The sequence below is a fragment of the Saccharopolyspora sp. NPDC002376 genome (genome assembly GCF_053593195.1).
Window position 1 is genome coordinate 1 of the sequence record NZ_JBSFBZ010000047.1, and the last position, 19,592, is coordinate 19,592.

Genomic DNA, 19,592 nt, shown 5'->3' on the forward strand with positions numbered 1-19,592 from the left:
AACTCCGAAAACATGATCAAACTCGCGATGATCCGCCTCATGGCCACCCGCCTCGCCGGCCGGAACATCCAGTGGTCCAACGCCACCGGACGCCAACCCTCCCACCGCCTCACCACCGAAACCAGCATCGCAGCGTAACCACCCAGTTACCCAACGGCCTCTGCGGGTTGCGGCGGCAGCCTTGCGGACGGCTCGGTCGCCGCGAGCGCCGTTGCCGGAGGGAGCAGCGGACGACAGCAGGGACGCCGGGCCAATGGAGGAGCGGCGTGGCACTGCGGCGTAGTGGGCACCAGCCCGACGGTCGACTCGCCCGCGGTCACACGCCGGTCGTGCTCTGCGACATCCGCGAGCGCGGCTCGGCGAAGGAAGTCCTGATCGCCCTCGTGGAACATGCCAGCCACGTCTACGCCCAACGCCGCTGACCGCGAAGAGGGCATCTGATCTGGATTCGGGCACCACCACCAGCAGCAGAGGCCGTTGTTGATCTGCACCTCGCTGGCGTCCGGAAGAGCGCCTGATCGCGGCAGGGCCAGTCGCTCCATTCGGGTGATCCGAAGTTGCACCCTTCGAACCTGGGCGCTGCGGTAATCAGCCGGTTGCGGAGCGATGTTCCAGCCAATGCCTGGATGTGGATTCGTTTTCCATCGTTGGGTTCAGCTTTGTCGGGCGTTCACCATCGGCCCATAGTTTCCTCGGCGTGGTTGTAGACGCATCGAACTCGCCAGACATGCTGGAGTTGATCCGGTCCCGGATGCCGGGGTTCTCCCCGGCGGAAAGCCGGGTTGCCCGGGTGGTGCTCACGAAGCCGCTGGAGATCCTCGATCTTTCGGTTACCCAGCTCGCGGACCGATCGGAAAGCTCGGTGGGCTCGGTCGTCCGGTTCTGCCAGGGGTTGGGTCTGCGTGGTTACCAGGATCTCAAGTTGCAGTTGGCGAAGCGGTCGATTCCCGTCGAGCAGCAGCTGCTCGACGAGGTATCGGCCGGTGACGGAGCACTGGAAGTCATCCGGAAAGTGCTGTCCGGCACGGCGAACGCGTTGCAGGAAGCCGCCCACGTAGTCGCCCCGGAGGCGCTGGGGCAGGTTGCCGAGAAACTGCTTGCCGCGCGCCGGATTCAGTTCGCGGCGGTGGGCACCTCCGCGCCGCTGGCCGCCGACATCTCCTACCGCCTGACCACGATCGGGCTCCCCGCGGTGTTTCCGCCGGACGTGCACGTGCAGCACGTGACGGCCCGGATGCTCGGGCCCGGTGACGTCTGCTTCGCGATCAGCCACACCGGCTCGACCACCGAGACGCTGGCCACCATGCGCACGGCGGCGCAATCCGGCGCGACCGCGATCGCGTTGACCAGCTTCGCCAGTTCGCCCCTGACCGAACTGGTTGATCTCCTGCTGGTGGCTGGCAGCCGCGAGACCTCCTACCGCATCGAGACGATGACCAGCCGGATCGTGCACCTCGCCGTACTCGACGCGATATTCGTCCTGCTCGCCTTGCGGCATGACAGTTCCTCGCACGCTCTCGCCGCCACCGGCGGCGTGCTCACCGAGCACCGCATTTGATCCCTGATATCGAAAGGTCCTGCCATGCACGGACGCGTCATCACGGCCGACGGCCGAGCTCGCCCGGGCGTGCTCGTCAGCGACGGCGTCACGACCACCACCACCGCGAACGATGGATCGTTTTCCCTGCGACCGGACGGGAATTTCGTGTTCATCACGCGCCCGAGCGGTTTCACTGCCGAGCCGTGGTTCGTCCCGGCGACCACCGAGAGCGTGACTTTCATCCTCACTCCCGAGCCTGATGTGTTCCCGTACCGGTTCGTGCACGTCTCCGACCTGCACGTCAGCGACCCGCGGATCAGCTCCAAGATCAACCCGCAGCCGGTCGAGCTGGGTTCGCAGGACGCGCTCGCCGACTTCCTCACCGCCGTACCGGAGCGGGCCGAGGACGTCCGGTCGGTGATCGCCACAGGAGACCTGACCGACTTCGGCACCGACGGGGAATTCGCGGCTGTGCGCAAGGCGGTTAGCGCGAGCCCGCTGCCCGTGCACCTTCTGCCCGGCAACCACGACCACATGGCCGGGCAGTTCGACATGAAGGTCAGCCGCACCGGTTATGTCATCAACACCGGGGACCCGGCCGGGTATGAGCGAAACCTCGGGCCGCGCTGGTATTCCTTCGATATGCCGGGTGGGTTGCACGTGGTGGCGCTGGACTGGCACACGCACGAGCTCGGCATCGACCACGAGGTGCAGGACGCCTGGCTGCGAGCCGATCTCGAATCCTTGCCGTCGGGCACGCCATGGGTGCTGTTGTCCCATGATCAGCCCTGGCACTCCATTTTGGATGGTCTGCCGAGCCGCCCGCTGGCGACGTTCTCCGGTCACCGGCACACCTCGCGTGTGGTCGAAGTCGACGGCACGCTGCACGTGAACACGCCGACGGCGCTGTTCGCGGGGCTGGATTACTCACCTCCGTCGTATCGCATCGTGACCTGGGATGGCGACACGATCGGACTGCACACCCGTGCGGTGGCGCCGACCGGGCTGGAGCGATCGACCTTCGAGGTTCCCGAGATTCCGCGCCCGGCTCCTGCGCGGGGAGTCCGGTGGCGCCATCAGCTTTCCGGCGCCGGACATCGGGCTCCAGCACAGGTCGACGGCGACCTGGTGGTCATCGGTGTGAAGCATGAAGATCGGGCGGCCGGCGCCGTCGAGGCGCTGTCCTTGGAGGATGGGTCCCAGCGTTGGTGTGCGGATTTGGGCTCGTCGGTCAAGGCAACGCCCGCCTTCTTCGACGAATCGGTGATCGCTGTGGAGGCCGTCGGTGATGTGGTGAGCCTGGACCGGGCCACCGGAGCCGAACGGTGGCGAGCACCTTCTCCCGACCCGTTGCGGTTGTTCGCCTGGACCGATCCGGTCATTGTGGACGGACTCGTGGTGGTCGGGGACATTTCGCACCTCCGGGCTCTGGACGCGGCTTCCGGTGAACTGCGGTGGGAACGTAGGGATCTGGCCCCGTACCAGACCCTGGTCGGCCACGCCACGCCGTTGGTGGTGGAGGACATGCTGGTCGTCGGCAGCCACCCGGAGCCCAGCGGTCTGATCGCCCTGGATCCGAGCACCGGCCGGACCCGTTGGTCGGCCGCGGGCCCGGCGGAATCCCGGTTGCAGGGCGACACGCCGATCGGAACTCCACTTTACGACGTGGAAAGCCGCTCCTTGTATCTGCCGACCCGGGGCCGCACCGTCCGGGTCGACGCGGAGACCGGCAAGGCGCTCTGGTCCGCTCCGACGACGCTGCCGTTCAACCCGGCCACGCCGGTGTCGACGCCGCATGGAATCGCGGTCGCCGACGCCGGAAACGCGCTGATGCTGCTCTCCCGCGAGGATGGCTCGATGATCTGGCGGACCGAAATCGACGCGTCCGCTGCGTTCGCCATGACCAGCTACACCCGCACACCGCACCCGGTGTTCGCCTCACCCACCCTGCTCTCTGAAGTGCTGGTCGCGCCAGGTCTGGACGGGGTGCTGCACGTGGTGGACGCCAGCAGCGGCGAGCGTCGCGCGGATCTGCCGATGGGCGTTCCGATCGCGGCTCCGCTCGCGGTGTCCGGCGACGTGCTGATCGCGGTCGGTGTGGACGGCAGTGTGACCGCGATTGACCTGGGGGTCCTGTCGTGACCGCCGCGACCCGGGACGGCCGCACCGCGGCCGCGCTGACCACTCCCGCTCTGGTGTTGATCGGCCTGTTCGTCCTGTTGCCGGGCGGACTCGCGCTGGTCGGCAGTCTGTTCGAGATCAGCCTCGAATCGGGTGTCGTCTGGACCTGGGTCGGCTGGGAGAACTTCGCGGACATCATCACCGACCCGGACGTTCTGCAGGCGCTGCAGAACACCGTTGTCTATTGCGGATTGACGATCGTGCCCAGCCTTGTGATCGGGTTGGCTCTGGCGCTGCTCAACGAGTCGCTGACCCGGGGCCGGACCCTCGTGCGCACGCTGCTGTTCCTCCCGTTCACGGCCAACCTGGTGGCAATGGCCGTGGTGTTCCGCTGGATCTTCGCGCTGCGCGGTGGTTTCGCCAACCAGATCCTCGCGGTGCTCGGCATCGCCCCCATCAACTACCTCGGCGACGACCGCTACGCGATGCTGACCGTGGCCGCGGTGGGGGTATGGCGCGGCGCCGCCCTGACCATGGTCCTGTTCCTGTCCGGTCTGACCAGCATTCCCACCGCTGTGCACGAGGCGGCCGCAGCGGACGGGGTCACCGGCTGGACCAAGCTGCGGCTGGTCACGCTGCCGTTGCTGAAGCCGATCATGCTGTTCGCCACGGTCATGACCGTCCTTCACGCGGTGCAGGTCTTCGACACGATCAACGTGATGACCGAAGGCGGTCCGCTTGGGGCCACCGAGACCGCGCTGACCATGACCTGGCGACTCGGGTTCACCTACTTCGAGCTCGGCAAAGCAGCCGCGCTGTCCGTTCTGCTGCTGGTCGTGCTCGTCACGGTGGGCGTGCTGGGCCGCCGGACACTCGTAGGAGGTGGCCGATGACGGCGCAAACGCTGTGGCGCGTTGTTCGCCTGGGGCTGGTGCTGACCACCGTGAGCGTGGCGGTGTTCCCGTTCTACTGGATGCTACGAACTGCCTTTGCGGCCGAGAATTCCGTTTTCTTCAACGGAATCTCCTTGCTGCCTGAGGAATTGGCACTGGACAATTTCACCCGTGCCTGGCACGAGGCCGACCTCGGCACGGCGATGCTCAACGGCGCGCTGGTGACCGTGTCGATCCTGTGCTGCCAACTGATCACCTGCGTTCCCGCCGCCTACGCGTTCGCCAAGCTGCGGTTCCGAGGTCGTGACGCGCTGTTCGGTCTGGTGCTCGCATGCCTGCTGGTGCCGACCCAGGCCACGGCGATCCCGCTGTACCTTGGCATCGGCTCGGTCGGCCTGGCCAACACTTGGATCGCTCTCGTGCTGCCGTTCACCACCAGTGCGTTCGGGATCTTCCTGATGCGCCAGTACATGGTGACGATCCCGGACAGCTTGCTGGAGGCCGCGCGTGCCGACGGGCTGGGCACGCTGACCATTCTGTGGCGGCTGGTGGTGCCGATGAGCAGTCCCGCCATCGCCACGTTCTCGATCTTCTCGATCTTCGCGCACTGGAACGACTACCTCTGGCCATTGCTGGTCGCCCGCGACCGCGCCCTCTACACCCCGCCGCAGGCCCTGGCGATCTTCCAGCAGGCCGACACCGGGATCGACTACGGGGCGTTGGCGGCCGGTGCCGTCATCATCACCGCCCCCATCGTGCTGCTCTTCCTGATAGCCCAACGCCGGTTCATCGCAGGCATCGCAGGTGGCGAGATCCCCGGCTGACCTTCCTCACCGACAAATCAAGGAGACACCTGTGCGCATTTCCACCCGCTTCGCGGTGTTCGCGGCCGCCTCAGCCCTGTTGACGAGCGCCTGCGGCAACACGCAGACGGCCGCACCGGCCGCCGCGCCCGCGCCTATCGAGCAATGCAACCCCAATGGCGTTACCGTCAACGCCACTTTCGCCGCTCAGGGCGAGCGGGCCGCGACGCTGGCCAAGAGCGCCGTCGAGGCCAAGTTCCCCGGCCTGACCGTGCAGCTCAACAGATCCGCCGCCTCTGGCTACGACGCGCTGACCCAGCAGATCGTGGCCGACATCGCCGCGGGCAAGGAACAGGACGTGGTGATGGTTGGCCTGGGCCAGGTTCGGTTCTGGGTCGACAAGTACAAGCCGTTCCCGATCAGTACCGAAGCGCTCAAGCCCACCTACGACAAACGCTTCCTCAACATCGGCGAGGTCGATGGGAAGCCGTATGTCGTGCCGTTCCAGGTATCGATGCCTGTGCTCTACACCAACACCGATCTGACCACGAAGGCCGGTGTCACCGCCGCCCCGAAGAACTCCACCGAACTGCTGGAGGCTGCTCGCAAGGTCAAGCAGATCGGCGCAAGCCCGGTGTCGCTGCCGCAGACCGTGATCGCGGACTGGGTGGCCCAGGCATACATCCAGAGCGCGGGAGTGACCTACGTGAATGCCGACGGCACACCGGGTTTCGACACCCCGCAGGGGCGGAAGGCGCTGTCGATCTACAGCGCGCTCGGCGCCGAGAAGCTGATGGATCCGGCCGGGTTCCCGGACGCGCAAGAAATGTTCACCAAGGGGCAACTCGGCTACCTGGTATCCACCCCGGCCAATGCAGCGAAGATCCAGAAGCAGGTGGGCAGTAACTTCGGCTGGACGATCACCGACTTCCCGGTTCCCGAAGGCGGACAACCGGTACTTCCGGCCGGTGGTAACGGCTGGCTGGTGCTGTCCAAGGACCCCTGCAAGGCAGCCTTCGCCAATGAGGTGGTCAGCGCGATGCTCGACCCGACGGTGATCGCGGAGAGCGCCAAGACCGAAAGCTACATTCCCGTGGACAAGCAGGCCGCGCAGCAGCTGGCTGCCGACCCGGCCGCCGCCACCCAGCTCGGCTACGCGTGGAAGTTCACCGGCACGCTGACCCAGTGGGGCGGGTGGCACGGCGACGCCACGCCCAAGGTGAACCGGATCCTCCAGGACATGGTGCAGCAGTTCGCCAACGGCCAGCCGGTCGACGAAGTGGTGCCGACCGGTGTCGACAAGATCAAGGGAGTCGTCGGACGATGAGCACAATCGAACTCTCCGGGCTCCGTAAGGACTTCGGCGACGTCACCGCGGTCGACGGTATCCATCTCGACGTCGAGAGCGGAGAGAGCCTCGTCGTGCTGGGACCGTCCGGCTCGGGCAAGTCGACCCTGTTGCGCCTAATCGCCGGGCTGGAGGACCCGAGCTCGGGCACGGTGCGCATCGCCGGTGCCGACCAGTCCGGGCTTCCCCCGCACAAGCGCAACGCCGCCATCGTGTTCCAGCACTTCGCCCTCTATCCGCACCTGTCCGCCCTGACCAACATCACCCTCGGGCTGCGCCACGGGCTCAAGCTCTCCAAGAAAGAGGCGTCCTCTCGCGTGCAGGACGTGGCGGAACGGTTGCAGATCAGCCACTTGCTCGATCGCCTTCCGCGACATATGTCGGGCGGCCAACGTCAGCGCGTCGCACTCGCCCGCGCGCTGGCGCGGCGAGCCGATGTGGTGCTGCTCGACGAGCCGCTGTCTGGTTTGGACGCTCAGCTCCGACAGTCGCTGAGGGTGGAGATTGCGAGCGTCCTGAGGGCATCTGGATCAACGACCTTGCACGTCACGCATGATCAGCTCGACGCGATGGCGATGGCCGATCGAATCGCCGTAGTGCGAGAGGGGCGCATCGAACAGCTCGGCACACCGGACGAGCTCTACAACCGGCCGGCGACCGAGTTCGTCGCCGGGTTCATCGGATCCCCACCGATGAACCTGCTTCGCACGGTCCGTGACGAGGCCGGCTACGAAACGCCGTTCGGCATGTTGGCGCCTACCGAGCACGGACATCTCACGCTCGGAGTCCGGCCCGAGTCCCTGCACCTGGCAGAGGCCGAGGGGGCGGCCTGGCAGACCGAAGCGACGGTCGCTCTGGTTGAGACGACCGGCCCCTCCCGGCTGGTCCACCTCGACCTTGGCTCGTTCCAGGCGACCGCGCGCAGCGCCAACGACATCGCAGTGCACGCTGGACAGCGAGTCCCGGTCAGCTGCGATCCGCGCAACGTGCATGTATTCGACGGGGAAGGCAGCAACGTCGGCACCGCTGACGAACTGTTGGCCACGCGGGAGCTGACGCCATGACCGACACCATGCTGATCCTGTTCGACTGGAACGGCACCGTAATGGACGACGCGCTACGCGCCAGGGACGCGACGAACGAACTGTTGCGTCGTCGTGACCTTCCCCAGCTCAGCACCGGTGAGTTCCGCGACGTGTTCCGGCTGCCGATGGCCGAGTTCCTACGCGACCTCGGCATCGCCCCCAACGACAGCCCACGCGCGGAAGCAGAATGGAACGCCTACCTGGCAGCCACCCGGGCCGAGACGAGACCCGGCGCCGCGGACGTGTTCGCCTCACTGCGGGCACGCGGCGCTCGACTCGGAATCATCTCGGCCGCGTCGACCGAAAGCGTATTCGCCGATGCAGTGGCCGCAGCGCTGGATCCCTACCTGGACTTCGTCAGCGGCGACGTCGGTGATAAAACCCAGTGGTTGCGCCACAATCGAGGAGACGGGACCAACGTTTACGTAGGGGACACCGAGTATGACGTCAACTGTGCGAAAGCGGCAGGTTTCACGGCAGTCGCGATCGCAGGCGGCTACTGCTCGATCGACGCACTACGCGCTGCCCAACCGGACATAATCGTCGAATCACTTCCGCAGTTGCTCGACGCAGTGTTTCCAGCGCCAGCACAAGCACACCGAGATCGCGATTGATTCGTACGGCGCGGCCTCACCCCATGAAGTCCGGGGCTCACGGTTCCGGCGAAGTCGTGTAGGGCCTGGTCGGGCTGGGTGAGGGGCGGGCACGGTCTTCAGTGATCATCTGGGTGTCGAATCCTGATGATCATGTGAGAAGAGCCGTGCCCGCTGTTGCATCAGCCCTGATCCCTGCTGCTGTGGACCAACTGGCCCCATACCGATGATCTGGTCAACGACTCGGTGACCGCCTTGAACAGGGTCGCTGGTCTGCGTGAACATCTCGCCATGGTGCCTGATGCGGCCTGGACCCGGACACGATCCTGCCCCGCTTCACGTTCTTCTTCGACGTGTCCATCTCGTTCTTCGAGGAGATCGCGAAGTTCCGCGCCGGCCGGCGGATCTGGGCGCGGATCGCCGTCGCGACGCAGAACATCCTCCGCGAGGAGGCCCACCTCTGCGACGTGATCGACCCGCTCGGCGGTTCGTACTACGTCGAACGGCTCACCGACCAGATGGAGGACGAGATCCTCCGCGTGATAATGATCGTCGAGGACGCCGGCGGCATGTACCAGGCGGTCGGAGCTCTCGTCGCTGAGCGCGCCGCCGGCGTGCAGCTCCGCGAGCTTCGCCAGCGATTCCGCGATGTCCACGTCAGGCTGGCCGTTCCCGCCGGGTTGGGAGGGCGCTGCCGCTCCGGCGATCTGCACGACGCGCGTTTGCTGGTCCGGGCCGATCCAGACGTACGCGGGTGCGCCGACCTGCGGGATCTCCGTTTGCAGCAGGTTCAGGTGCGGCGCGACGGCCACGATCGGCGTCTGCGTGCCGCGCGGCCAGTCGTAGGCGACCTCCACGGCCATGCGGATGACCCGGCCGTTTTCGCCGACCATCACGCGCAGGTCCTCGGTGGTTCCGCCGGCCCGGACCGCGCGGGCCCGGAACTCGTCGAAACCGGCGGCGAAATCACCGGCGCGCGACTGCCGCCGGAGCACCTTGAAGCAAGCGAGCCAGGCCGGTCCCAGGAAGAACCAGGGGAAGAGCACCCAGATCACGTTCCAGAACCACGGGAAGAACCCCTCGTCGTCCCACGCGTTGAACGTGATCAAGTACACGCCGACCACGCTCACGATGATGAGGAGCATACCGATGCCGAAGCGCTGGCCGGGCGAGATGACCTTGCCGACGATCGCCTCGGGATCCTCCTCGAGCCGGGACACGTCCGCGCCCCTGGTGGCGATGCGCAGCCGAGAACCTTTGTCGGCACGCTTGACCAACTCGAGGAATTTCTCAGCGGACACAACGGATTCGGGCTGACCTGGTCCTAACAACGCACCAAACGCGTTGGCCATCGATTTGCCGCATCAATATCCACTTTGGACACTGGGTGCCCCTCTCCCCTGAGGGGCACCCCGCGGCGACCTTCGATCACTCAGCGATCGTGGCTCGGACTTCTTCGGCTTCGGTTGTGCGGCCGAGCTTCTCCAGGATCTCGCCGAGTTCCAGCGAGACACCGGTGTGGGCCGGGGTTCCCAGCGAAAGCCGTTGCAGCGACGCCCGGTAGAGGCTGACCGCCTCGTCGGAGCGTCCGGTCTCGTCGAGCACACGGGCGGCCATTAGCTCGGACATCGCCGCGGAACCGTCGTCGCCGGACTCGGCGTACGCGTCGGCCGCGGTCAACGCGTGCGAGACCGCTTCTTCGACGCGCTCCATCGAGGCCAGTGCGTGCGCCTTCGTATCGATCACGTCGGCGACGAACCAGTCCTGCCCCGCTTCCCGGCCGACCTCGATGGCGGCGTCGAGATCAGCCAGCCCCGACTCGTCGCCGAACTTGATCTTGCCTTGGCCCAGCTGGTGCAGCGCCCGAGCGAGCAGCTCGGGCTGCTCCTGCCTGTGAGCCAACCGGAGGGCGGATTCGAGGCTCCGGACCGCGTCGGAGTCCTCCACGAACACCAGCAGCTCGCCCAGCGCCAGGTAGGCGCGGAACGCCAGCTCCACCAGCGCTTCGTCACCCGACTCCTCCGCGACACGCGCCACCTCGGAGAGCACGCGGTACGCCGTGCCCAGATCCTGGGCTTGACGGGCAGCCGCACCGAGCCAGTACCGCGCCTCGAGCGCCGGCGCTCCGCCACCTTCGACACCGGCGAAGCCCGCGGCTGCCGCGTCCAAGGCCTCCATCGCCAGGTCGGGCTCGCCCGCTTGGAGCTGGAACCGGCCCAGCCAGTACCGGTTGGTGTTGAGGTCATCGGTGTCGCCGAGTTCCGCGTGCCGCACCGCGACCTGCGCGCGGTGCACCGCTTCTTCGGACTGTCCGAGGTCGTCGAGCAGGTGTGCGGCCAGCATCGCTGCGTCGGAAGCACCGGCGCGGTGTCCGATCGCGGTGTGCAGGTCCAGCAGCTCGTCGGCCGCGCGGACCCCGATCTCGAAATCGCCCATGCCGCCGGCCAACCGGGCCCGCACGTCGAGCGCCTTGATCCGCCAGCACCGCTCTGCGTCGGAGGCCAGCACGGTGTCCAGGGCTTCCGCGGCGTCTTCCTGGTCGCCCATGCGCAGCATCGTCAGGGCCAGCAGCAAGCGGGCGTTGCCCAACTGCTCCAGTTCGGCGGATTCGGCGACGCCGACGGCTTCCCGCGCCAGCTCGATCGCACCGTCCGGATCGTCGCCGGAGCTCGGCAGCGCGGCCAGCGCGGTCAGGACCTTCACCTTGGTATCCGGATCGAGGTCCTGCTCCAGCGCAGCACGAAGCCCGTCCTCATCACCGGTGTTGAACGGCGCATACAGCGCCAGGCCGAGCTCGTCCTCGGCGTCGGCCTGCTGGTCCTTTCCCAAGGCGCGCAACGCACCGATCCGAGCCTTGACGGCCTCCAGCGCGCCGTCCCGGTCCTCCCGGGCCCTGCAGAGCGCCAGGACGGTGGTGTGGAACCGGGGCAGCAGCTCGGGCTCCGACAGCTCGCCCATCTCGTCGAGCAGCGCCATTGCCGCGTCCTGGTCGTCCTTGACCACGACCGCTTCCTGCGCCAGATCCAGGTATTCCGCCGGGGTCTTCGGCGCGGCGGGTTCGGCCAGCTCGGTGGGCACGAACGCCTGGGTCTCGATCGGCAGGTCGTAGTGCTCGTCCGCCAGCGCGCGAGCGCGCTCGACCTCGGAGGCGAAGTACTCGTTGCCGTTGCGCGCGTCGAACGCCGCGGCGATCTCCTCCGCGCCCCGCCAGGAATCCGCCGCCAGCTCGGACGCGGTTCGCGGCGAGGGCTCGGCGCCGAAAACAGCTGCCACGTCCGGCATGTCGCTGCCCCGGATCTCAACGTCGCCGTGCCCGCTGCGGGCCACCGCGTCCAGCAGCACGCCGTAGGACACCAAGGCGTAGAAGCGCTTGTACACATCCAGCGGGTCCTTCGGCAGTTCGCCGATGTGCCGCTCCAGCAAGGACAATCCGCGTTCGGTGTTGCCGGTGACCGCGAGGAAGATCAGGTGGTTGGCCACGATGCCGAACCCGTCGGCGTTGGCCGTCGCCGCGCGGTAGCTGCGGAAGTGGTGCCACTTAGCCTCGTCAGCACGGCCCGCCCGGAGCAGCGGCAGCAGCGCGTTGCTCTGGGCGCGTTCCGGTTCCGAGCCGCACTGCACCCGGTTCTCGATGATCTCGTCGAAGAAATCCAGCGCCTTCGCCTCGTCGCCGGACCGGCGGAAGAAGTCGGCGTCGTCGCTGCGAACGCAGGCCTCGCAGTGGCTGTAGTCATCGCGCGGCAGCTCTTCGCGAGCCGCCCGGAACTCGGCTGCCTCCTCGAAGCGGCCAGCAGTGGTGGCGTTAGCGGTCTTGGCTTGCCACACACCGGAAAGACCGACGCCGGCGGCGCGGTAGCGGCGCTCCATGTCGTCGAGGACCTGGTCGACCTGGCTCTGCGGGAAGGCCGGGTTCAGCGCGACCGCCTCGGCCATCCACTTGTAGTACCAGAGCAGGTCGAGGTCGTCGATCTGGCTCGGGAACCGCGACGGATCCGAGTCGTGCTTGCCCAGGCACCAGGAGAACGCGGTGAACATCGTGTCGCTGTCACCGGTCAACGACGCGCTGGAGATCTGGCGCATCCGCGCCCGGTAGAGCAGCTCCTCCGCACCGGCCTCCTGCGCGAACCGGACGGCGTCGGCGACCATCGCCGATTCCTCCGGCCCGTAGGCCATCATCTCGCTCTCGTCGAGCAGCCGCTCGATCTCGGTCGTCGCTTCGGACACGTCGTCCCCTCGTTATCTTGAAAATCCGTGGTGTTGCGTGCGAACGGCCGGGTTCAGCCCGCGATGCCGACGCTGAGCTGGATGAGGTCGCTCATCGCGGTGGTCAGCACGGTCCGGTCGTTCTTCGACAGCGGCCGGTGCCCGGTTAACAGGGCCTGGACGTAGACCAGCCGGACGCTGCGGTCGAAGACGACCTGATCGTCCACGTTGGACAACTGCCGGATCATCGGATTCTGCCAGTTCAAGCACAGCTGCGCGGTGGTGCCGCGGGATGCGAGCCCGGGCATGCCTGCGGTGAGCGCGTCCACTCCGCCCAGCACGTCCGCCCACACGCCGGGCGCCGAGTCGCGCACCTCGGTGCGCTCGATCCGGCGGATGGCGGCGGCATCAGCGACGTGGAGAGCGCTCACATCACCCGGCCGGAACGACCGGACCATCGCTTCGCAGCCGAGCTCGGCCAGCACCGCAGACGCCCGGCGCTCCAACGCGCTCGTGCTGCTCCGGTCGTCCATCGGCGGCGGGGCGAGCTCGTCCAGGATCGAGCTGACCTGCACCTGCTCCACCGCGACGTCGTCGACCAGCAGCGGCAAGCGTCGCAGCAAGTCCGACTCGTAGGTGTAGCCGCCGTTGATCACCGGGTGGTCGGCCGAGACCACCGCCGCGATCTGCCGGAACTCGTCGACGGTCTCCACGTAACGGACGTGCCGGGACTGCTCCAGGTAGTCGTGGACGGTCATCCGACCGGCAGAGGTCTCCACGGTCAGCCACGGCAGCACCGCCGCCGCCAGGTCGTCGTCGTGCACGGCCATCGACTTCAGACCCAGGCTGTGGACGGCGACGAACCGTTCGAACCGAGCTGGCCGGGTGGTGGCCTGCTGCACGATCCAGCGCCGCAGCGCCTTGCCGATCTCCTCCCGGGTGTACTCCAACGCCTCGTCGGCGACCAGCTGCTCGCGGGACGCCGTCGGGTGCAGGCCCTCCGTGCTGATGACGCAGCGCACGAAGTGGGCCCACTCCGGCAGCAGCTCGGAGAGGTCCTCGCCCAGCAGCATCCGGCCGAGGTAGAGCTCACCGCTGCGCCGCGCGCCGGGCGGCGGCGCATACGGCAGCACGTAGGCCACGCCCTGCGTTTCCGTGGCCGGAACGGACAACTCGATCGTCTCAAGTGGACGGTGCTTGATCAGCTGTTCGCCGAACTCGTCCAACGCCGCAGCCGCCGAACGCTCGTCCGCGGGCCGCTCTTGCGGCAGGAACAGCGCCGGTTCGTTGACAGTGTCCCAAGCGGCGTCGCCGCGCCGGACCCGCACCTCCACCGGCAGGTAGCGGCCGAATCGGCGGGTCAGCCGCAGCACCTTCTCCGGCGCGAGCAGGGCCGCGTCGTCCGGTCGCGGGGACAGCCGCACCTCGGTGCCGATCGCCAGTCCGGCGGCCTCGGCCTCCGGTAGTTCCCGAATCGAGAAGGTTCCGTCGGCCGCCCCAGTCCACTCCACCGGCGGGTGCCCGTGCACCGATCGACTGCGGACCACGATCCGGTCGGAAACCATGAAGCAGCTCAGCAGTCCGATGCCGAACTGCCCCAGGTAGTCCTCGTCGCGGAGGCTCAGCACGTTATCGCGCTTGGAACTCCGGCCTACCGTTGCGAGCAGCTCACCGGCTTCGGCGGCACTCAAACCCAGCCCGGAGTCGCGGAAGGCGAACTCCTCCGGCGATTCCGGGATCGTGCCGACCGGGAAGATCTCGATGCTCCCCCGCGTCTCCTGTCCGGTGACCTTTGCGCGAGCGGCGATCGCGTCGCGTCCGTTCTGCAGCAACTCGCGCAAGTAGACGTGCGAACCGGAGTAAATGTGCCGGCCCAGCAGATCGACGACTCCACCGAGGTCCACCTGGAACGGGCACGCAAGCGAGCCCTCGGTGTCTTTCATCCAGAATTCTCCTTCCGCACCGCGCACACTCCTGATCATACGGGATACCATCATCAACTCCGCGATTCCCCGATGCCCGCAACCAGCGGCATCGCAAGCGAATCGTCCCTGGTAGAAAGGTTTTCGCGACCACCACACCGACCAACGTAGGTAGCCGCATCCGACCCCGATGACGATTTCCCGCAGCGTAACGAGTTCATCACGCAACACTTGGTAAAAGCGTGAAGGAAAATCACGCGAGCGGAAATGCCGACGGAATCGGAACCGAATGCACGCAGCGTCCATTCACCGAACACACTCCGTACACATTGGAGGGTGATGCGCGCGACGATCACGTCCGCGTACATCGAAGGGTCAACATCGGTTCGCCCAGCGGCCATCTACCGGATCTACCGTGCATCGGACTTCACCGTTTCCGCGCGGCACCTCCGCGCACGGCCCACAAGGGGAAGCATGACAGAGAGTTCCGGCACTACCCCATCCCGCCGCCAAATCCTGTTAGCCGGCACGGCAGCGCTCGGCGCGGCCGCGCTGACCAGCACCGGTCTCGGCACCACCGCGAGCGCCCTGCCCGGCGCGGGTGGGCCGATCCGCTCGCCGTTCACGCTGGGCGTGGCATCGGGAGATCCGCTGCCGACCGGCGTCGTGCTGTGGACCCGGCTGGCCGTGGATCCGCTCGCCGAGGACGGGCTCGGCGGGATGCCGGACCGGATCGTGCCGGTGCAGTGGCAGATCGCTGAGGACGAGGGCTTCCGCAAGGTCGTGGCCGACGGCACCGAGGAGGCCCGGCCGGAGTTCGCGCACTCCGTGCACGTCGAGCCGTCGAACCTCAAGCCGGCCACCGAGTACTACTACCGCTTCCGGGTCGGCAACGAGCTCAGCCCGGTCGGCCGCACCAGGACCGCCCCGCGCTCCGGCGCGCAGCTCGACCGGTTCTCCTTCGCCTTCGCCAGCTGCCAGAACTTCCCGGTCGGCCACTTCAGCGCCTACTCGCACATGGCCCAGGAGGACCTCGACCTGGTGGCCTTCCTCGGTGACTACATCTACGAAGGCGGCGCGGCAGGCACCGTCGGACGCCCGCACGCGCCCGCACGCGAGACCTACGACCTCGCCGACTACCGCACCCGGCACGCCCAGTACAAGACCGACCCGGATCTGCAAGCCGCGCACGCCGCGTTCCCGTGGGTCGTGGTCTTCGACGACCACGAGGTGGAGGACAACTGGGCCGGGGACCGCTCCAAGCCGGACGGCGAGCCCGACCAGGACCCGGCGGTCTTCCGCAAGCGCCGCACCGACGCGTTCCAGGCCTACTACGAGAACATGCCGCTGCGCGAGACCCAGCACCTCTGGGGCGCGAACATGCGCCTGTACCGGCGGCTCACCTTCGGCGACCTGGTGGACTTCCACCTGCTCGACACCCGCCAGTACCGCGACTTCCAGGACCGGGACAAGCGACTGGACCCCGAACGCACGATCCTGGGCGCCGAACAGCGGAACTGGCTGCTGCACAACCTCGGCGGTCAGACGGCGCGCTGGAACGTCCTGGCGCAGCAGGTGTTCTTCTCGCAGCGCGACTTCACCGCGGGCCCTGACGACTCCTTCAGCGACGACGCCTGGGACAACTACGTCGCCGAGCGCAACCTGGTGCGGGACCGCCTGGCCCAGGTGTCCAACCCGGTGGTGATCACCGGTGACGTGCACGCCAACTACGTCTGCGACGTCAAGGCCGACTTCGACGACCCGTCCTCGGCGACGGTGGCCACCGAACTGGTCGGCACCTCCATCACCTCCAACGGCGACGGCGTCGAGCAGAACCCCGGTGACGCGGTCCAGTTGCAGGAGAACCCGCACATCAAGTTCATCAACCGGCACCGCGGCTACGTCCGCAACACGATCACGCCCTCGTCGTGGACGGCCGACTACCGCGTCCTCGACTACGTGGAGAAGCCCGGCTCGCCCATCCGAGACCGAGCCCGCTTCGTGATCGACGACGGCAACCCCGGCGCGAACCTCGTCTGACAGTCGGGGTGGCGGTTTCCCCGAAACCGCCACCCCGCGGCCGTCAGAGGAGTTTCAAGGCTCGCGTTGCGGCGTGGACTCCGCACATGCCGTGGGCGCCTGGGCCGGGCGGAGTGGCGGCTGAGCAGATGTAGTGGCCGGGTAGCCCGACGTCGTAGGGGTTGAGCGTCGTGCGCGGCCCGAGCAGCAGCTGCCGGGCGTCCTTTGCCCCGGTCATGATGTTGCCCCCGACGTAGTTCGGGTTGTGCTCGGCGAACTCGGTCGTGGTGCGCACCGCGGTGCCGACGATCCGCTCCCGGAAGCCGGGGGCGAAGCGCTCGATCTGCGCGATGATGGCTTCGGCCGCATCGCCGGTGTAGCCGTTGGGCACGTGGGCGTAGCTCCACACCGGATGAACGTCGCCCACCGAGCGCTGCGGATCGGCCAAGTACTGCTGCCCGACGACCACGAACGGCCGCTCCGGCATCCGTCCGACGTGGATCTCCCGCTCGGTCGCAGCGATCTCAGCGAACGTACCGCCGAGGTGAACGGTTCCGGCCCGGCCCGCTGATTCAGCCGTCCACGGCACGCCACCCTCAACCGCGAAGTCCACTTTGAACACTCCCGGCCCGTAGCGAAACCGCCGGTATTCCCGAGCAATCCGGGTGGGCAGACGGTCGCCAAGGATGTTTGCCACCGCAGTTGGAGCGAGGTCGAACATCGTCACACCCGCCGTCGGCAAGTCAGCGGCGGAGCGCACCAGCGCTCCGGTCTCGATCTCGCCACCCAGGTCGATCAGCAGTCCGGCCAACGCATCGGTGATCGCCCGGGATCCTCCGGCCGCAACTGCCCAGCCATGCCGGTGCCCCGCGGTCAGGATCCCGAGCCCGATGCTGGCGCTCAACGGCCGCTCCAACGGCCGGAAGGCGTGCGCCGCCACACCACCGAACAACGCCTTCGCCTGCTCCCCCGCGAAGGTCTTCCCGATCATCGACGCAGGCATCAACGCGGGAATCCCGAAGCGGGCGAGGCGAAACGGGTGGTGCGGCACATGCAACAGCGGCGAGAGGACGTCCTTCTCCAGGAGGTCGTAACCGGTCACCGGCCCTGCGAACAGCTGCGACCACCGGCGACCGTCATCGCCGAGTCCGGCGGCAGTCTCAGCGACGGAGCGGTGCAAGACCCCGGCGCTGCCGCCGTCGAGCGGATGCACGCAGTCGATCTCGGGAAGCCGCCACTCCAGCCCGTAACGCATCAGGTCAAGACACCGCAAGAAACTCGACCCAACGGCCATCGGATGAACCGCCGAACACTGATCGTGCAGCAACCCCGGCACGATCGCCTCAACGGTCCGGGTCCCACCGCCGATCTCGTCAGCTCCCTCCAGCACGGTGACCTGCACACCCGCCCGGGCCAGGACCACTGCAGCGGCGAGCCCGTTCGGCCCACTCCCCACCACAACCGCCGTGCTCATACCGAACTCCCCACCGCACCTCGGCGACCGACAGTAGCGCGCGCAACGCCGCACCAGCGACTCGCCGCAGAACCTGGACCTGCCGGTATCACCTGCGTTCCAGCAGTGGTGACCTCCGTCGGTTCTGCCTGGAACTGGCCCCCGGCAGGGGGACCACTTCCGTTCAATGAAAGCGGCGGGGTTTCTTCGCGTCCAGTGGGTTGCTGGAATGGGGTGATGCTCCCCTTGCAGCACGCTGGCGAGAACCAGGCCAGCACGACGCGGCGCGCACCGAGACGATCATCGAAAGCATCGGCGGGCGTGATTCGAGGAAACAAGGCCTGTCCTCCGACGATGCGTTGGTCGAGGATGCGGACGAGCTCGACTGCTCGCCGGAGCGCGGGGACCATCGGCCGAGCCCCGATCCGAAGGAGGCGGCGTCGCTGGAAGACGCCCTGGTCCGCGACGCCGACCGGCTCTGGCGGTTCGACCACGCCGGGATCGCGCTGGCTTCCAGCTGGTTCAAGATGGACCCCGCCCGCTACTGCGACCGGCTCGCCGCCGAGATCGTGCCGGAACTGCTGACCGAGGCCGCGATCACGTTGGCGACCATCGAGCTGGAGCGCTCGAATCGGCTGCTCAAGACGGGAGTCCTGCGATGACGACCACCGCCGACGTCCGCACCGGGCTCGAGCTGCCGTGGGCCCACGTCGACGACCACTACGTCGACGGCGCCTGGACCCTGTCGACCGGCACCGCGCGCACCGATGTCGTGGCCCCGGTGACCGAGGAGGTCTGGGGGTCCGTCCCGGACGCCACGGAGCAGGACGTCGCGGCGGCCCAACGGCACCGACTTCGGGCTCGGCGGCCTGGTGTTCTCGACCGACCAGGACGCGGCGCTGGAGGTCGCCAGGCGGATGGACACCGGCTCGGTCGGGATCAACTTCTTCGCCTCCAACCACAGCGCACCCTTCGGCGGACGACATGACTCCGGTCTCGGCGTGGAATACGGGATCGAGGGGCTCTCGGCATACCTCGCGTACAAGTCGATCCACCGCCGACCCGTCCGGCGGTGATTCGCGCAGGCGGGCGGCGACCGCGCGGTTGCGCTTGAGCCGGTCGATTGCGCATTCCACGGGCGTGGCCGTTGCGGGTAGAACTCTTCGTCGAAACCCGGCCTAAGCTCGCCCGGATGCGGATCGACCTCGTCACGATCATCGTCGCCGACTACGACGAAGCCATCGACTTCTTCGTCCACTCCCTGGGCTTCGAGCTCGCCGAAGATTCCCCTTCGCTCACCAACGACGGCCGTCCGAAGCGCTGGGTCGTGGTCCGCCCACCTGGCGCCAGCACGGGCATCCTCCTCGCCCAAGCCGACGGCGACCGCCAGTCCGCCGCCGTCGGAGACCAGGTAGCCGGCCGAGTGGGGTTCTTCCTGCAGGTCGACGACTTCGACGAAGCCTTCAACCGGATGTCGGCAGCAGGCGTCGAGTTCGTCACCGAACCTCGCACCGAGCCCTACGGCCGAATAGCGGTGTTCCTGGACATCGCCAGCAACCGCTGGGACCTCCTCGGCCCGCGCTGAGCACCGCCCATCCGAGCTGCAACCCCT

General features: G+C 67.5%; 16 protein-coding genes. 13 read left to right on the top strand and 3 right to left on the bottom strand.

Annotated features, from left to right (window positions below; genetic code table 11):
- Positions 1-266: 266 nt before the first annotated feature.
- From ACWCO2_RS26585 to ACWCO2_RS26625, 9 genes are all read left to right on the top strand, one after another.
- Positions 267-422 carry a hypothetical protein gene (locus ACWCO2_RS26585; RefSeq protein ID WP_450130497.1) on the top strand — a complete coding sequence of 52 codons (156 nt, stop codon included), beginning with the start codon at positions 267-269 and terminating at the stop codon, positions 420-422.
- A 206-nt stretch (positions 423-628) separates the two neighbouring features.
- The gene (locus ACWCO2_RS26590) at positions 629-1,558 is read left to right on the top strand and encodes a MurR/RpiR family transcriptional regulator (protein ID WP_450130498.1); all 930 of its coding nucleotides are present in this window, start codon (positions 629-631) and stop codon (positions 1,556-1,558) included.
- 24 nt (positions 1,559-1,582) lie between these two features.
- Positions 1,583-3,682, top strand: coding sequence for an outer membrane protein assembly factor BamB family protein (locus tag ACWCO2_RS26595; protein WP_450130499.1), 2,100 nt, complete (start codon positions 1,583-1,585; stop codon positions 3,680-3,682).
- Positions 3,679-4,554 (top strand): carbohydrate ABC transporter permease, encoded by an 876-nt coding sequence (locus ACWCO2_RS26600; RefSeq protein ID WP_450130500.1) that lies wholly within the window; start codon positions 3,679-3,681, stop codon positions 4,552-4,554. Before ACWCO2_RS26595 ends, ACWCO2_RS26600 begins: the two co-directional genes overlap by 4 nt.
- Positions 4,551-5,378 (top strand): carbohydrate ABC transporter permease, encoded by an 828-nt coding sequence (locus ACWCO2_RS26605; RefSeq protein WP_450130501.1) that lies wholly within the window; start codon positions 4,551-4,553, stop codon positions 5,376-5,378. Before ACWCO2_RS26600 ends, ACWCO2_RS26605 begins: the two co-directional genes overlap by 4 nt.
- 31 nt (positions 5,379-5,409) lie before the next feature.
- Positions 5,410-6,684, top strand: coding sequence for an extracellular solute-binding protein (locus tag ACWCO2_RS26610; protein WP_450130502.1), 1,275 nt, complete (start codon positions 5,410-5,412; stop codon positions 6,682-6,684).
- Positions 6,681-7,769, top strand: coding sequence for an ABC transporter ATP-binding protein (locus ACWCO2_RS26615; RefSeq protein WP_450130503.1), 1,089 nt, complete (start codon positions 6,681-6,683; stop codon positions 7,767-7,769). Before ACWCO2_RS26610 ends, ACWCO2_RS26615 begins: the two co-directional genes overlap by 4 nt.
- Positions 7,766-8,404: an HAD family hydrolase gene (locus ACWCO2_RS26620; RefSeq protein ID WP_450130504.1), complete on the top strand. Its 639-nt coding sequence runs from the start codon at positions 7,766-7,768 to the stop codon at positions 8,402-8,404. Before ACWCO2_RS26615 ends, ACWCO2_RS26620 begins: the two co-directional genes overlap by 4 nt.
- Before the next feature lie 332 nt (positions 8,405-8,736).
- Positions 8,737-9,711, top strand: a complete 975-nt coding sequence (locus tag ACWCO2_RS26625; RefSeq protein WP_450130505.1) for a methylmalonyl-CoA mutase family protein — start codon at positions 8,737-8,739, stop codon at positions 9,709-9,711.
- A 100-nt stretch (positions 9,712-9,811) separates the two neighbouring features.
- On the opposite strand, the gene ACWCO2_RS26630 is transcribed toward ACWCO2_RS26625, so the two are convergent.
- A complete protein-coding gene (locus ACWCO2_RS26630; protein WP_450130506.1) occupies positions 9,812-12,607 on the bottom strand; it encodes a hypothetical protein in 2,796 nt (931 codons plus the stop codon).
- Positions 12,608-12,660: 53 nt separating this feature from the next.
- Positions 12,661-14,529, bottom strand: a complete 1,869-nt coding sequence (locus ACWCO2_RS26635; RefSeq protein ID WP_450130507.1) for an HSP90 family protein — start codon at positions 14,527-14,529, stop codon at positions 12,661-12,663.
- A gap of 453 nt (positions 14,530-14,982) precedes the next feature.
- Between ACWCO2_RS26635 and ACWCO2_RS26640 the strand changes: the two genes are divergently transcribed.
- Positions 14,983-16,548 (top strand): alkaline phosphatase D family protein, encoded by a 1,566-nt coding sequence (locus ACWCO2_RS26640; RefSeq protein ID WP_450130508.1) that lies wholly within the window; start codon positions 14,983-14,985, stop codon positions 16,546-16,548.
- 43 nt (positions 16,549-16,591) lie between these two features.
- On the opposite strand, the gene ACWCO2_RS26645 is transcribed toward ACWCO2_RS26640, so the two are convergent.
- On the bottom strand, positions 16,592-18,001 hold the full coding sequence (locus tag ACWCO2_RS26645; protein ID WP_450130509.1) for a phytoene desaturase family protein: 1,410 nt from the start codon (positions 17,999-18,001) through the stop codon (positions 16,592-16,594).
- 200 nt (positions 18,002-18,201) lie between these two features.
- Between ACWCO2_RS26645 and ACWCO2_RS26650 the strand changes: the two genes are divergently transcribed.
- The 3 genes from ACWCO2_RS26650 to ACWCO2_RS26660 all read left to right on the top strand — a co-directional run bounded on the left by ACWCO2_RS26650 (position 18,202) and on the right by ACWCO2_RS26660 (position 19,565).
- Entirely contained in the window at positions 18,202-18,642 is a 441-nt protein-coding gene (locus ACWCO2_RS26650) for a hypothetical protein (protein WP_450130510.1), read from the top strand.
- A gap of 210 nt (positions 18,643-18,852) precedes the next feature.
- Positions 18,853-19,056: an aldehyde dehydrogenase family protein gene (locus tag ACWCO2_RS26655; protein WP_450130511.1), complete on the top strand. Its 204-nt coding sequence runs from the start codon at positions 18,853-18,855 to the stop codon at positions 19,054-19,056.
- A 116-nt stretch (positions 19,057-19,172) separates the two neighbouring features.
- Positions 19,173-19,565: a VOC family protein gene (locus ACWCO2_RS26660; protein ID WP_450130512.1), complete on the top strand. Its 393-nt coding sequence runs from the start codon at positions 19,173-19,175 to the stop codon at positions 19,563-19,565.
- Positions 19,566-19,592: the final 27 nt, after the last annotated feature.